This is a genomic window from Bradyrhizobium sp. CSA112 (assembly GCF_029051645.1).
GTDB lineage: Bacteria > Pseudomonadota > Alphaproteobacteria > Rhizobiales > Xanthobacteraceae > Bradyrhizobium.
In genome coordinates this window covers 68,875-84,113 of record NZ_JAACFS010000003.1, presented here as the reverse complement: position 1 = coordinate 84,113, position 15,239 = coordinate 68,875, and the positions used below count along the sequence as shown (strand labels likewise).

At 57.6% G+C, this 15,239-nt stretch carries 11 protein-coding genes; 3 read left to right on the top strand and 8 right to left on the bottom strand.

Going from position 1 to position 15,239, the window contains the following annotated elements; translation table 11 throughout:
- Positions 1-127 precede the first annotated feature (127 nt).
- The gene (locus GWE18_RS08020; protein ID WP_275185238.1) at positions 128-1,396 is read left to right on the top strand and encodes a glycosyltransferase family 4 protein; all 1,269 of its coding nucleotides are present in this window, start codon (positions 128-130) and stop codon (positions 1,394-1,396) included.
- 74 nt (positions 1,397-1,470) lie between these two features.
- Here GWE18_RS08020 and GWE18_RS08015 read toward each other — a convergent pair whose 3' ends face one another.
- The 4 genes from GWE18_RS08015 to GWE18_RS08000 are packed head-to-tail and all read right to left on the bottom strand — an operon-like array spanning position 1,471 to position 5,704.
- Complete coding sequence (locus GWE18_RS08015) at positions 1,471-2,520, bottom strand: Gfo/Idh/MocA family oxidoreductase (RefSeq protein ID WP_275185237.1); 1,050 nt, start codon at positions 2,518-2,520, stop codon at positions 1,471-1,473.
- 54 nt (positions 2,521-2,574) lie between these two features.
- Entirely contained in the window at positions 2,575-3,837 is a 1,263-nt protein-coding gene (gene wecC / locus GWE18_RS08010; RefSeq protein ID WP_275185236.1) for a UDP-N-acetyl-D-mannosamine dehydrogenase, read from the bottom strand.
- Complete coding sequence (wecB, locus tag GWE18_RS08005) at positions 3,830-4,948, bottom strand: UDP-N-acetylglucosamine 2-epimerase (non-hydrolyzing) (RefSeq protein WP_275185235.1); 1,119 nt, start codon at positions 4,946-4,948, stop codon at positions 3,830-3,832. The genes wecC and wecB overlap by 8 nt, the downstream gene beginning before the upstream one ends.
- A gap of 3 nt (positions 4,949-4,951) precedes the next feature.
- Entirely contained in the window at positions 4,952-5,704 is a 753-nt protein-coding gene (locus GWE18_RS08000) for a WecB/TagA/CpsF family glycosyltransferase (RefSeq protein ID WP_275185234.1), read from the bottom strand.
- A 234-nt stretch (positions 5,705-5,938) separates the two neighbouring features.
- On the opposite strand from GWE18_RS08000, the gene GWE18_RS07995 reads away from it, so the two are divergent.
- On the top strand, positions 5,939-6,826 hold the full coding sequence (locus tag GWE18_RS07995) for a glycosyltransferase (protein ID WP_275185233.1): 888 nt from the start codon (positions 5,939-5,941) through the stop codon (positions 6,824-6,826).
- Positions 6,827-6,845: 19 nt separating this feature from the next.
- Here the strand turns inward: GWE18_RS07995 and GWE18_RS07990 are convergent, their stop codons facing one another.
- The 4 genes from GWE18_RS07990 to GWE18_RS07975 form a co-directional block, all read right to left on the bottom strand.
- A complete protein-coding gene (locus GWE18_RS07990; RefSeq protein ID WP_275185232.1) occupies positions 6,846-7,991 on the bottom strand; it encodes a hypothetical protein in 1,146 nt (381 codons plus the stop codon).
- A gap of 61 nt (positions 7,992-8,052) precedes the next feature.
- A complete protein-coding gene (locus GWE18_RS07985; protein ID WP_275185231.1) occupies positions 8,053-9,480 on the bottom strand; it encodes an HlyD family type I secretion periplasmic adaptor subunit in 1,428 nt (475 codons plus the stop codon).
- Positions 9,477-11,693, bottom strand: a complete 2,217-nt coding sequence (locus GWE18_RS07980) for a peptidase domain-containing ABC transporter (RefSeq protein WP_275185230.1) — start codon at positions 11,691-11,693, stop codon at positions 9,477-9,479. Before GWE18_RS07980 ends, GWE18_RS07985 begins: the two co-directional genes overlap by 4 nt.
- Positions 11,671-11,982 (bottom strand): hypothetical protein, encoded by a 312-nt coding sequence (locus tag GWE18_RS07975; protein ID WP_275185229.1) that lies wholly within the window; start codon positions 11,980-11,982, stop codon positions 11,671-11,673. Before GWE18_RS07975 ends, GWE18_RS07980 begins: the two co-directional genes overlap by 23 nt.
- 895 nt (positions 11,983-12,877) lie before the next feature.
- On the opposite strand from GWE18_RS07975, the gene GWE18_RS07970 reads away from it, so the two are divergent.
- Positions 12,878-15,190: an AAA family ATPase gene (locus tag GWE18_RS07970; RefSeq protein WP_275185228.1), complete on the top strand. Its 2,313-nt coding sequence runs from the start codon at positions 12,878-12,880 to the stop codon at positions 15,188-15,190.
- Positions 15,191-15,239: the final 49 nt, after the last annotated feature.

Here is a 15,239-nt window from a genome sequence, read left to right as displayed (position 1 = left end):
TTAAATTATACTACGCGGATCGGCAATAGCGCGATTTTTCTCAATTAAACCGACCATCTACCAGATTGCAGCATATCACCGGGCAATTCTTCATGGCAGTGCCGCCGTCACAGAAAGGTTCCTGCGGTTGAGAGTTCTGGTCTATCCCCATGCGATGGAAATCGGTGGCTCGCAGATCAATGCCGTACAGATTGCTGGTGCAGTACGAGATCGCGGGCACGAAGTGATAGTGCTCTCAGAACCTGGGCCGATGGTCGATCGCGTGCGCGAGCTGGGGCTCGAGCACCTGGAGATTCCGTTTCGCCGTGGCGAGCCGTCCGCCTGGGTACGAGCCGAACTCAATCGGGTAGTGCGCGATCGGCGTGTCGATATTGTGCATGGCTATGAGTGGGCTCCGGTGATCGAAGCCTATTTCGGGCCGAAGTTGCACTACAGCGTTCCGGTGATAGGGACGATAATGTCAATGTCGGTCGTCTGGTTCTTTCCGCGCACCATCCCGCTCATAGTTGGAACTGAAGAAATTCGTGACGACGCCATCGCGGCCGGACACCGCAGGGTTACGTTGTTGGAGCCGCCTGTAGACACTGAGACTGACGACCCTGGGCTGGTAAACGGCATGGAGTTCCGGGCCGAGCACGGAATCGAGGATGATGAGACCTTGGTAGTGATAGTTTCCCGACTGGTGTCGGTTCTCAAGTTCGAGGGACTGAGGATGGCCTGCGAAGCGGTAGGTCAATTGGCATCCACGCACCGAGTAAGATTGGTGATTGTCGGAGGCGGCCCCATGTACGATCAGCTAGCTGCACACGCGAAACGGGCCAATGCAGCGGTTGGACGTCGCGTCGTTGCGCTTGCAGGCGAAATGATTGATCCTCGACCGGCATACGCGGCCGCTGACGTCGTCGTCGGCATGGGCGGATCAGCACTTCGGGGACTTGCCTTCGGCAAACCACTGGTCGTTGTTGGAGAAGAGGGCTTCAGCGAAATGCTCACCCCAAGCAATGTATCGACGTTCCTCCGGCAGGGGTGGTATGGGAGGGGTCCAGGATCCATGGGATCCGGTACGCCCGCACTACGAGACGCACTGCAACGCTTGATCGCGTTTCCGGAACTGCGGCAAGAACTCGGCAAATCCTCACGTCAGTTGGTGATTGAGCGCTTCAGCCTAGATCACGCGGCGAAGGTGCAGGAAACCGAGTATATTGCAGCAGCACGGGCAAATATTCCCGCGATTACCCGCAGCAAGGATTTTGTTTGTACAGCGGCGGGATTGTCAGCGCGAATAATGAGAAGAAGGTACCCAACGCTCACCGGCGCCTGGCTGTCTCCCCTCCTGAAGACCTACCGGTCGCGGTTCCTCGGGCCAGCCGGAACGGCTCTCCGGCAAGATTTCTGATCTGCGGGCTTTTCGCAGCATGCGCTCAATTGAGCGCATGGCCGCACAGTAAGTTCCGCATTCAGGATTGAAGGTCAGATCGCGGCCTTTCGCAGTCTAGGCTCTTGTTTCAAGTTGACCGGCCTTCCCCGCTCGGCAATGGAACGCGAAGCGGCTTCCAGCACCTCGACAACGCGCAAGCCCGATATGCCGTTCGAAAGAGAACTCTTCCCGGTGCGCACGCAATCGAGAAAATGCTCGATCTCGGTCTGCAGCGCCTCCCTCGCAGAGATGTGAGGCGCCCACATGTCGCCGGCTCGATATCCGATCCTGAGTTGATGGGCATTTTCGGACAACCCGCTGAGCGTGATGCCCTTGTCATAGACTTTGATCTTCTCGCTCGGCTCAAGATCGTCATAGACAATCATCTTCTTGCTGCCGCCTACAAAGGTTTGACGGACCTTGATGGGGGAGAGCCAGTTAACGCTCACATGAGCCACGCATTTGCTATCAAAGAACAGCGTGATGTGGGCCATGTTCTCCGGTGTGCCGGTCACATGGCACGATCCCGTTGCCGAAACAGCCACAGGATCCTCGTTCAGAATGTATTGAATGATCGATAGGTCATGGACCGCGAGGTCCCAAATAACATTCACATCACTTTGGAACAGCCCAAGACTTGAGCGCGTGCTGTCGTAGTAATAGATGTCGCCCAGTTCGTCCTTTTGCACGAGCTCGCGTATCTTCTGAACCGCCGGAGTGTATAGAAATGTGTGGTCGACCATCAGCGTCAGCCCGCGCCGATCAGCCTCATCAATCAGTCGACGCACCATTTCCGCGCTTGGCGCCAGCGGCTTCTCCACCAGAACGTGCTTGCCGGCTCTGAGAGCCGAAAGGGCCAGTTCGTAATGCGTTCGCACTGGCGTAGCGATGGCGATCGCATCGATGCTCGGATCCTTGAGAAGGTCCTCGTAGCAGCCAGTGGTGGCCACTCCCGGATAGAGGCGCTCGCACGCGGCGCGCTTCTCCGGATCGAGATCGCTCATGCTGACGACGCGAGCGGATTGGTTGCTGACGAAATTGCGTACAAGATTCGGCCCCCAATAACCGTATCCAACGACGCCTATACCTACGCGACTTTGCATGCCCTATCCTCGATTTCCTTTGTTTTCCGGCCAACTGGAGGTCGAAACTTCGCATCATGTTCGCGCCGGCATGTCCTGCCATATGCCGCGCGTATCGATGACGTCGAGATGACGCCGGTCGGCCAATGGAACCATCTTGAACTCGTCATGGTCCACGAGAAGAATCGCGATCTCGCAGCTACGCAACGCCTCATCGATGTCCATAAAGTCAACGCGATATTCGGCGAGTTGGGACGGCAGCTGGCGCAGGTTTGGTTCGACGACCTTGATGCGCGGCCCATACTTGGCCGCGAGATGCAGGGCGATGTCCATCGCTGGACTCTCGCGCAAGTCGTCTACATTCGCCTTGAACGTCAATCCGCAGCACGCAACATTTGCATAGGGATGGTCGTCGATCAGCGCCTCGGCGCACTCGATGATCTTCTTTGTCTTGCTGTTATTGACTTCGCGGCTCGTTCGCATCACGCGCGCGAGATCGGGCGCAGAGTCGATGATGAACCAGGGATCAACCGCTATGCAGTGCCCACCCACGCCCGGCCCCGGGCGCAGCACGTTCACGCGGGGGTGCCGATTGGCGATGTCAATCACCTCCCAGACGTTGATGTCAAACCTGTCGCAGATCAGAGAAAGTTCGTTGGCGAACGCAATGTTGGTGTCGCGGAATGCGTTCTCCGTCAGCTTTACCAGTTCGGCAGCACGTGCCGTGGTGGCGACACAGGCACCACGAACAAACATCTTGTAGAAGCGCTGCGCCAACCGGGTGCACGCAGGGGTGATGCCTCCGATGCATCGATCGTTATTAATAAGCTCCGTCAGGATCCGGCCCGGCAGGACCCGCTCCGGGCAGTAAGCGACGTGAACCGCTCCGCCTTCCTTCCCGTTCGTCCCGACGTGCAGGTCAGGCCTACGCTCGCCGATCTTCCTTGCGATACTTTCTGTCGTTCCGATCGGGGAAGTGGACTCGAGAATGACGAGATTATCCGGAGCCAGAATGTCGAGAATGGACTCGACCGCTGCGTCCACATGAGACAAATCGGGTCTATTCTCGTGATCGATAGGCGTCGGCACCGCAATAATGAAAACGTCGGCGGGCTCAGGCTTGGCCGAGGTCGTCAGCGCGCCGCTCGACACGACCTTGGAAACGAGTCCATCGAGATCAGGTTCGGAAATGTGAATGGCTCCGGAGCCAACTGTCCTGACGACGTGCTCCTTGGTGTCGACGCCGACCACCTGCATTCCGCGGCTAGCGATCAGGGCTGCAGTAGGCAACCCGATATAGCCCAGTCCAATAACGGTAACGTTCTTTAATTCAGGCATCGAGAAGAACTTTCACTATCCGCTCACTAGCGTGGCCATCGCCGAAGGGATTGTGTGAGCGCGCCATGGCCGCATAGGTTTCGTCGTCGTCGAGCAGCCGAAAAGTTTCGTCGACAATCCTGTCGTAGTTGGCACCGACAAGCCGCGCCGTTCCTGCCTCCACGCCCTCAGGACGTTCGGTGGTCTCGCGCATCACCAGCACCGGTTTGCCAAATGTTGGCGCCTCCTCCTGGACCCCACCGGAGTCGGTCAAGACGAGATAGCTCAGCGACAGCAGGCTGACGAAATCGGTGTATTCCTGAGGAGAAATCAGCACGACACGGGGATGATTCGAGAAATGCGCCGCAAATACATCGTGAACATGCGGGTTCGGATGAACCGGCAGAACGACCGCCACATCTTCTCTGCTGAGGATGGTTTGCAGGGCATTGACGATGTTGAGGACGCCACCACCGAAATTCTCGCGACGATGGCAGGTCACCAGGATAATTCGACGATTACCGTGGTGCTGCTTGATGCCGTCCCAGCGAGATGAAAGGCATGGGTCCGCTTCCACCATAGCCTTGGCGAGGATCAGAGCGTCGACAACTGTGTTGCCGGTGACATGAATGCGGTCGTTCGAGACGTTCTCCAGCCGCAGTGCTCGCGCTGCGCGTTCGGTCGGAGCGAAGTGCTGATCGGCGATCGAACCCACGATCTTGCGGTTTACCTCCTCTGGCCATGGCGCGTAGATATCACCGCTGCGCAGTCCGGCCTCAACGTGGGAAACCGGAACACGGTGATAATACGCGGTCAGTGCGCCGGCCATCGCGGTTGCGGTGTCACCTTGAACAATGACCCGTGTCGGCCGAACCCGATCCAGTACCTCTCCGACAGAGGCGAGCAGCCGCGCCGTGAGTTGATCGAGCGTTTGGTTCGCCGTCATGACGTTTAGGTCGAAGTCCGGCACCACCTTGGCCAGCTTGAGAACCTGATCGAGCAGTTGCCGATGCTGGGCCGTCGCACATACCGTGACGTCAATATCCTTCTCAGACTTGAGCCGGTTGATGACCGGAAACAACTTGATCGCTTCAGGCCGCGTGCCCAGCAGAATGAGAAAATGCTTCCGCACGTCTTAGCCTCCGACCGAGCCCGTTCTGGGGGGAAGCAGGCCATTTGATCCAGACGCAACACCGAGCCGTTGCCGTACCAGGGCCTTCATCAGAATTCCCGCGAACAGTGCGTTCGTTTTGGCGTATCGCCACCACATTCGCCTGGGCTCCTGATAAATGCGGTACAGCCATTCGAGACCGAACTGCTGTACGCGAGGTGGCGCGCGCCTCACGGTACCGCCGAGAATGTCGAACGAGCCGCCAACTCCCATTATGAAGGGCACGCCCAGTTCATCACGATGGGCAGCGAGGAAGCGCTCCTTCCGAGGCGTGGGCATCCCGATAAAGAGGCAATCGGCGGCACTTGCGCGAATTTCGCGCACAACATCTGCTTCCTGCTCCTTGGTGAAATAGCCGTCCCGGAACCCGGCGAAGACAAGCGACGGGGACCTTTCGCGAGAGCATTGCACCGCGCGTTGCAAGACTGCTGGAGTGGCACCAAGGAAATAGGGCCTGAACCCCTCCCTTCCGCAGGCCGCGAGAAGTTCGGTCAAGAGGTCGACGCCGGCGACCCTCGCCTTTACCGGCAGGCCAAGCGCCCGCGCCGCCCAAACCACGCCCATGCCATCAATGCCAACGATGTCGCTGCTGGCAACGTCAGCCGCAAGCACGGGGTCAAACCGCATATTGACGAACTTGGCGACGTTGAGCGCCACGTGCTGTACTCGCTGGCGCCTGCGCATCGCCGCGCAGGCGACCTCGACGGTCTCGGTCATACTTAAGATATCAATAGGGCATCCCAAAAATGACGCGCGCATCGCACCACCCAAAATCAAGGCGCATTTAATTAATAATAATATAATACTCGCCGTGAATTTAATTGCAAGTTATTTAGTTTTAAATTAATCCTCACGGTGTTCGCTGGGTGATCTATAATTAAGCTTGGTCGAAGAGGCATGATCAATTCATGGGATCTAAGCGCGCAATCAACCTAGGGATCAAATAGCGCAATGATTTCGGTGATCATTCCGTACCTCAATCAGCCGGATGGACTTGAGGCATGCCTGTCCAGTCTCGACGCTCAGATCCTCTCCCACGACCTGTTCGAGGTCATTGTGGTGGACAACGGTTCTGAGACATCGCCGGCGGAGATTGTGGCCCGTCATCCGGGCATCCGCTTGCAGCACGAGATCAAGCCGGGTCCCGGTCTGGCGCGCAACACCGGGGTGGCTGCTTCCACAGGCGAAATCCTTGCATTCATCGACGCCGATTGCAGAGCTCATCCGGACTGGCTGCAGAGCCTATTGCAAGCACTTCGCTCCTCCCCGCCGAAGACAATTCTTGGGGGCGACGTCCGTATTTGGCGTTCAGAAGGCGGCACTCTCGATGCCATCGCGGCCTATGAGAGCGTATTCGCTTATCGATTCAAGCTCTACATCGAGCAGCACGGCTACTCCGGTACGGGCAACCTCGCGATGTTTCGTCGAGATTTTGAAGCGATTGGCCCCTTCGCCGGCATCGACGTGGCCGAAGACATGGAATGGGGACAACGGGCGCGAGCAGCCGGCTTTCGCTTTCGCTACGTTCCCGAGATGATCGTGTTTCATCCGGCGCGCAGTTCGCTCAACGAACTGTACACCAAATGGGACCGGCAAATCACGCATTACCGCAACATGGCAGAAGGCACACCTGGATGGCGCGTTCGTTGGCTGGCGCAAGCGCTCCTGGTGCTGGCGTCGCCGGTCATGGGCGCCGTAACCGTCCTCACCAGCGACCGGATCCACGGCATGGTCACCCGCTGCAAGGCAATTGGCGTACTCTGCGCCGTGCGGATGCATCGCTCGATGACAATGCTGGCGCTGCTTCGCAGAAGCAGAAGCGTAATCTGGAACCGCTAGCCAACCGCAGTGGCTGAGCTCAACCTGTAGTTTGCAGGCGGAACGCCGGATTGTCGCTTAGCTCAGGCAGATCGGAGCGCCGACCGAACGACCACAGGATCCATCCGAGTTCGTAGCTGCGGCATTCCAGCCGAAGGCCGACACCGGACCTGTCGATCAGGCCCGAGTTTCGTCCGAGGTACGCATTCTTGACCGCGCGCAGTAGCCTCGGCGCCTTGGTGTTCAGTTCGTTCTTCCGGATCTGTGAGCGAATGCTCAGGCCGATTTCGGGGACCAGCATTGAGAGTCCCAATTGGTTTTCGCCCAGCACCCACTTAAATCCCTTGACCATTGCGTCTTGTGCGCCGTGCACGTTATGTCGCTCAGCACATTCCAGCAGTGCCGGCGCCATACCGTACTGGTGCACCGAATAGACCTCGTAAAAATCGAGCACCCGCCCGCTCACCGCATCGAAAAACCATGGCCACTCGCCTTGCGGCCCCTGAAGCGCGATCAGCTTTTGCACGCAAGTGGTTGCCAACGTGACCGCGTCTGGATCGTCCGCGTACTCGCCATAATAGTAGCATGCAATCGAAAGGTAGGTCTGGGTCGCAAACGAGGCGAACCGCCGCCGGGTACCCGATGCGGCATCGAAGAACAACCCCGATTCGCTGGTGAAGCGCTTCATGAGAAGGCGATAGAGCGGCCCGAGAAACGGAAGCCATTCCACTCTGCCCTTCTTGGCCTGAACCACAATTCCCGTCAGCAGCATGCCGAGATCCTGAGCGCGGAAAGTGTCCCATCGCGCCTCGTCCGAGAGCAGCGCCCTGAGCGCGCTCGCAACCGGCGGGGGTACGTCAAGGTTGAGCTCGGCGGCCGCCCACAGCGCCATGCCGTAGGCATATTTTGCGACCGGGAGGGTCGTGAGCTGAATGGCGTTGCGTCGAAATATATCGGACACGGCGATACCATCGGGGATCTCCCGTACGCGAGACATCCCGAGCAGGACATTGAGCGTGTAGAAGACATCACTACGGGGTAGAGATTCGTTAGGCGATTGGCGCCCATCGAGATGGTAGATGTGCGACCAGCGACCGTGCTCCGGCAGCCAACATTGGCTGAGGCCTCTCAGCGCGTAGTTTACCAAGTTCGAGTTTCGCGACGGCTCACTCGCCGCCGTATCCACCAGTCGAAGACCAGCATTTGAACTTATCTTCATGAAATGACTGCCATGCTTATGATTGCGTTCAGTATTCGCGGATACTTTCGTCCAATCCACGTAGCAATGGATAGAGGAAGTAAGAGATCACGCTACGTTGCCCGACCTTCATTTCCGCGGTAACGGCCATGCCCGGCATCAGGTGGGTACGGGCGGAGGGCACTCGAAGTCGCACGTCGGACAAATCGATCAGTACGCGGTAATAAGGAACTGTCATGCGGCGCGCAGCTTCGGCTTTAGGGTCGGGCGCAAATGAATCCTGACTGATGACGCGGACCGTTCCTGTTCCCGTCCCGAATTTCTGGAACGGGAAAGGCTCGAACTTGATCCGCACCGGCTGGCCGATTGATATCTGCCCGACATCCCTGCCCTCAACGTTGACCTCCGCCTGAAGCGATACATCCCGCGGGACGAGCACAAAAAGCGTTTCCGCCTCGCGCACGACGGAACCGATCGTACGGCTGGCGATCTCGAGCACGATGGCGTCTGCCGGGGCCCTTAATACGATTAGCTGTCTGCGCAGTTCGACCTTCTTTAACTCTTCCGATGCGCTATCTCGCTTGGTCAGCGCCTCGACCAGGTCCTGGTACGCCGTGCGGCGAAAATCCTCGGCGAACACTTTCTGATCGGCTCGTGCTTTGTCGACCCGATGGGTGTAATCGGCGATATTGCCGCGAACGCGAGCCAGATTGCTTTCGACGTCGAGGCGGGCATCGCGGGAAAGCAGGAAATTCAGCTTCGATCCGACTTCCTTGTCCATCAACGTGCTGCGCATTGACTCGATCGACCGCATGTTATCAAGCCGCTGCACCAGGACCGCTTCTTCGTTCTGCGCTGTCTTCAAATTGGCCCGAGCGGAAGCGATCTGCGCATCGAAATTCTGCATCTGCGCTTCGCGCGCCGACTTCCTTTGGAGGAACATCTTGTGCTGCAGGACAGAATCGGCATCGCCGAAGTCGGCCACGACATAATCGGCGCCAGCCAACTCAGCTTTCAAACGAGCAATCGATGCATCTAAAACAGCAACCCTGTTTCGCAACTGATCGTGATCCGCCTGCGAGAATGTCGGATCGAGCGTCGCCAGCAGGTCGCCGCGGTTTACCCGATCACCAGCCTTGACATGGATATCCCGGATAACAGAGGTCTCCAGCGGCTGCACCACGAGGTTGGGACGCATGGTGACCAGCTTGCCCTGGGCCGTTACAATCATGTCGACCTGTGACACCGTGGCCCAGGTAACCGCCGCTATAATAAGCGCAAGGATACAATAGAGCGTGAGGCGAGCGAATCGCGGTGGCGATCGTTGCTCTACCTCGATCGCATCGGACTGGAATTCGGAAATCACGCGCGGTTGTCGGGAGGCGGCCCTGAACAGCCTTCCCCGGCGCCGCTCAACCTTTCGGGGCTGCGTCAACTTATCCGCTTTCGCAACGGCTCGCGGCTTCTCCGTCTTCATGCGATTTGCTTCGTCTGCTGGTTCCAGAGATGTCGGTAGATGGTGCACTTCGAAAGCAAATGATCGTGACGATCCACGTCAACGATCTGACCGCGGTCGATCACCAGGATTTCGTTGGCGTCCGCGAGCATCGACAGCCGATGGGAAACGATAATAACGGTTCGTCCCTCGGCGATCCGCCGCAAATTGCGGCGGATGATCATCTCGCTCTCGGAATCGAGCGCACTGGTTGCCTCATCGAGAATGAGAATACGGGGGTCGGTGATGAGTGCCCGGGCGATCGCAAGACGTTGCTTCTGCCCGCCCGACAGGTTTGAACCGTTCTCTTCAATCATCGTATCGAAGCCACGCGGCAAGCGCTCGATGAATTCGTCGGCGCCGGCGAGCTGCGCGGCCCTTACTACCTCGGCAAACGTTGCATCGCGCTTCACGCAGGCGATGTTGTCTCGAACCGTACCTCGAAACAGAAAACTATCCTGCAGAACTACGCCGAGGTTCCGGCGCAGATGCTCGAGCTCGAGCTCCCGGGAATCGTAGCCGTCGATCCGCAGCAAGCCCTGCTGCACCGGATACATTCCAGCAATCAGGCGTGTGAGCGTTGTCTTGCCTGAACCACTTCGGCCGACTATCCCAAATACCGAGCCAGGCGCAATCGAGAACGACACGTCGTTCAGCGCCGGCGCACCTTCGGCACCGTACCGAAAGGAGACGTTTTCGAACTCAATTTTCCCGTTCAGATCCGGCCGTAATCCGTCGCGGTTACCGTCCCTTTCTGGCTTTTGGTTCATCACCTCGCCTAGCATTTTAACGGCCAAGGCGACTTCCTGATATTCGTGAACCATGGTGACCATTTGAACCAGCGGCCCGGAAACCCGCCCCGCTAACATATTGAAGGCTACCAGTGCGCCGATGGTCAGTTCGCCGCTAAAGACATCGAGCGCACCCAGGCCGATGATCCCAAGCGTCATCATCTTCTCGAGAAATCCGGTGACTGCCTGGGCGGTCGCTGAAATCTTCTCGACTCCGAAACGCATGGACACCGCTTGTGCACAGCGGTCGTCCCAAGTCTTGCCCTGCAATGGCTCCATGGCCAGTGACTTCACGGTGCGCATGCCGTGTACGGTCTCGACCAGCAGCGCCTGCCGCGCACCCTCCGCTTGGTACAAGTCATAGAGTCGCCGGCGGAATGGCCCCATCAACAAGGCAACAACGAGACCGCTGAGAGCGGTGAAGGCCAGAACGACAGAGGTCAGCTTCAAGCTGTAGAGCGCCAGTACCGGGATGAACACCAATAGCGACAAGGCGTCGAGCGTTGTCAGGAAGAGCCGCCCGGTCAGGAATTCACGAATTCGCCCAGCCTGCTGCATATGCTTCACGAGAACGCCGGCCGAAATGTGCTCGAAGAAGGTTACAGGCAGGCCCAGCAGATGGCTGAATGTCTTGGTCGCTATGCGGATGTCGACCTTGTTCGTCGCATAGAGCAGCAGGTAGCGCCGCAGGAAACCGAATATCGCATCGAAAGCCAGCGCAGCGGCGGCGCCGGCCGCCAGCACATAAAGCGTGGTGAAGCTCTCATGCACCAGGACTTTGTCGATGACCAGCTGAAAGAAGATGGGGAGCGCGAGACCGAGCGCGTAAAGCAACACGGCACAAATGGCGACATCGGTGAACAGCCGCCACTGACGCATCAGGTCGGGGACGAACCAGCGAAGCCCGAATTTCCTCCGGCCATCCGACAACATGTTTTCGCGCTTTATCAGAATGGCGTCCCCCCGCCATCGCGCGCAAAATTGCTCTTGGCCAACGACGAGCGGCTCATTCTGACGCTCGGCAAGCGGGTCAAAAACAACAACCGCCGCGGTGCCATCGGACATCTCCGCAGCGCGAAGAACGACGACCCAATTACCGTTCGAGAGACGGAGCATAACCGGATATGCCTGCCCCATCCGGAAGAGAACGCCCCAATCGAGCTGCGCGGCCTGCGCGCGCAGGCCTGCCTCCTTCGCCATCCGCAGCAGGAGGTCCGCTGGCGTCGGAGTGCCGTCGACCGCATAGGCATGCCGCAGGCGCTCGGCCGGCAGATCGATGCCGTGGTGAGTGGCCACCCTGGCGAGGCAGTCTAGCGCGGTTTGTGGACACGCGTCTTTCGACGCCACAGTGGGCTCTTCCACCGAGCCAGCGCTATCGGTTTCAGCGGAAATTGCTTGAGACATTCGGAGACCGCGGGCTATTCGGGGCGGGTTGGCCGGTAGGCGAAGCCGCTTGTGACGGATCGGTGCGCCGAACTGCGCCAGCATCGACCAGGCCCTGAAGTGCCTTCTGCATCACCTCGACCGAGTTCGCAAACGACTCCACGGAGAAGATCAGCCTTTGACGGAACACCCGTTTCGGCGCGTTGTTGGCGTCCCGTTCCGTCGGTGAAAGGCTGAACAGGTCCACACGCACGATCGAGCCGCCCACGGTGATCTCGCCAATCCCGTCCGTAAAAAGTTCCGTGTCCATTGTGGTGACTCCTATGCTGCCAATTCTGGCCTGAAGATCAATGCCATAGCTCGTCCAATTGAAGTCGTCAGAGACATACTCGAACCGCCGCAGGCCAGGCGCCCGTGTCTCCGGCCGAATCGGAGAGTCTGGAGAATACATGGGCAAGCATTTGAATCGGCACGACAACAAAATCCGAAGCGATCGGTGAAAATAATTCGCATTTAATATCCGTTTAAAAGCTGCGTCAATTCGATTCTAAAATTAAATGAAGCGTCTATGACTCCGTGTCGCTGGGAGAATCCGAATCGAACCGGATCGCCGGGCGCCTTCCTACGTTGCATCGAGCCTTGATCATCATTTAACCCGCTGGCGGAATTCCCCAAATTAACAATGGTCGCTCTACTTCCGATCTGCCGCAGGATGCGGGCAAACAAACTAGGGTTCCAGAAATAACCTTTTGAGCGTCTATCAAGCTTAATCCGGAGTTTTGTTTGCAGACCATTGAGCTCTCGCTAGGTTGAAGTATGCCAAAGCGCCATGAGCCAATGATGAAGGATGATCTGACGGTTCGCTACGAGGAAGTTCTTCGCCTCCGCGAGGAGCTCAAGAAGTTGCTTGCCCGATCAGAACAATCAAGCTCTCGAAAGAAAACGAACTCCTCGAAAAGATCGAGGCGCTCGCGCGACTAGAATTCTCCTCTGGACAGCCGTTTACCAAGCATCTTGCGGGTATCGCCGCAATGGTTTCAACCCACCCAATTGAATTAACTACCATCATTTAATTTTGGACAACCATTTTTTTCCTGTTATATTTAAATGCCTCAAATCCCGGCCGGAGGCTTCAACCGGCGTCTGGCCCACAATTGGTGCGGCCGTCGGCGCGGCGAATCACAGGCGGCGCAGCGAGCAGCAAAATGCTTCAAACTAACATGTTACAAGCTGAAAAGACCCGTGGCCCGCAAACCAGCCCGGGTTATGGCGACGATGCTGGATCTGGTGGGGTGAGCGAGATTGTCAATTTCGCATTGGGATTACTGCGGCGCCAGTACCTAGTGATCATCCTTACCGCTGTATTCGCCGTAGCATCCTGCATGATCTATCTGCGGATCACCCCACCGACTTATACTGCACGTGTGCAGGTTCTGCTGGCAAACCCCAGGGCTCAGTTCGTACAGCAGCAGTCTCTACTTGCAGAACCAGCCTTCGACCGCGAGCAAGTGGAGACCCAGATCCAGCTGGTCAGGTCAAGCGCGATCGCGATCTCGGTCATCACTCAGCTCAATCTCGCCAATGACCCGGATCTCACCGGTTACGGCCCCTCGCTGTCCTCGTTGTTTTGGCGTATGGGGCCGCCACCGGAGCAACCGCAGGCGACGCTACCTGATGCCACTGTGGCTGCATTCCAGGACCGGCTCTCGGCAATAAGGGTCGGCATGAGCAGCATCCTCGAGATCAGCTACCATTCAAGGAACCCCGAACGGGCCGCGGAAGTCGCAAACGCAGTTGCGAAGGCCTACATCGCCGAACAACTGAATGCGAAATTCGAAGCCAATCGAAGTGCAACACGCTGGCTGCAGGACAGGCTGCGCGACCTTGGCGACCAGGCACTCAATGCCGAGCGCGAAGTTGATCGATACAAGTCTCAGCACAATATCGTTTCGTCGGATGGCAAGTTGATCGACGACCAGCAGGTCAGCGATTTAAACAGTCGATTGAGCGCCGCTCGTGCGCAAGTAACAGAAGCATCAGCCAAGCTAAACCAGTACGAAGCTATCTTGCGCAGCAACCCAGCGAATTTGTCGTCGATTGGCACTCTGGACGCAGCGGGCTCCGATGTCCTGAATAATCCGATCATAAGCAGCCTCCGGCAGCAGTATCTCGAACTGATGAGACGCGAAAACGAGTATTCGGCCAGATTTGGACGAAACCATCAGGCTGTCCTCACTATACGTGATCGCATGCAGAACCTGCGCTCGTCCATTTTTGAGGAGGTAAAAAGAGTTGCCGAAACCAGTCGAAGCGACCTGGAGGTCGCCAAGCAGCGAGAACGCGATATCGAAAAACAACTGTCTCTTGCTGTGCTTCAATCACGCACAACGAATGCGGCCGAACTGACCATAAAAGAGCTGGACAGTCGCGCAAAGGGATTGCGCAACTTGTCTGACCTTTTCCAGCAGCGTTACATGGGCTCGAAGCAACAGGAGAGTTTTCCCATCTCCGAGACAAGGGTGATCCAGCCTGCGTCGCCGCCGCAGAGCAAAAGCAAGCCGAAAAGCAAGATGGTCATGGCGCTGGGCCTGATTGGCGGCATCGGCTTCGGGGTCATGTTGGGCTTGTTCCGGGAGTTGATGGACCGCGTCTTTCGCACCTCCACGCAGATCGAAGCCGAATTGGGACTGCCATGCCTCGCGTTGGTGCCGGAGCTCGTCATGCCGCATTCGCCGATGCGCAGAGCCAAATCGCGTTCGACTGAAGGGAATTTGGGCCAGCGAACGATTGCGAGGGATTCGACCATCCACCATGCCGTCATCGACAGGCCGCTGTCGAGGTTCGCCGAGGCGATACGTTCGATCAAGCTGGCAATCGACCTCAATGCGACCAAAACCTCAAATCAGGTTATCGGCATCACCTCGGCTCTGCCCAATGAGGGCAAGACAACGATTGCAGCTTCCCTGGCGCAGCTCATTGGGCATGGTGGAAAGAGCGTCGTCATCGTCGACTGCGACCTGAGGAACCCCTCGCTGTCCTCGAGTCTCGCACCAACTGCGACCGCCGGCATAATCGAGGTCACCAATGACAGTCAATCGATAGAAGAGACAGTTTGGCGCGACTCAACAACGAACTTGGCATTCTTGCCGGCCGTTCGGCGGAGCGACCTGCTGCACAGCAGCGAACTCCTGGCAACTGACTCGATGCACAAGCTCTTCGACCGGTTGCGGGCTAGCTATGACTACGTCATCGTCGATCTTCCGCCCCTGACTCCACTGGTCGATGTTCGCGCGACAACACAGCTCGTCGACCACTTTATCCTTGTTGTCGAATGGGGACAGACGAAGATCGACGTCGTCAAGCACGCCCTCCACACCGCACCTACCATCCACGACAGCCTGATCGGCACTGTCCTCAACAAGACCGATATCAAGGCAATGGCTCGCTACGACACCTATCTGCGCGACTACTACAACGACGACCACTGCGCCCGCTACGGCCTATCCAAATCCGGCTAAGCAGGGATTTGTTATTCTATATCGGTGATGATTGGTTGTTGCGCCGGCC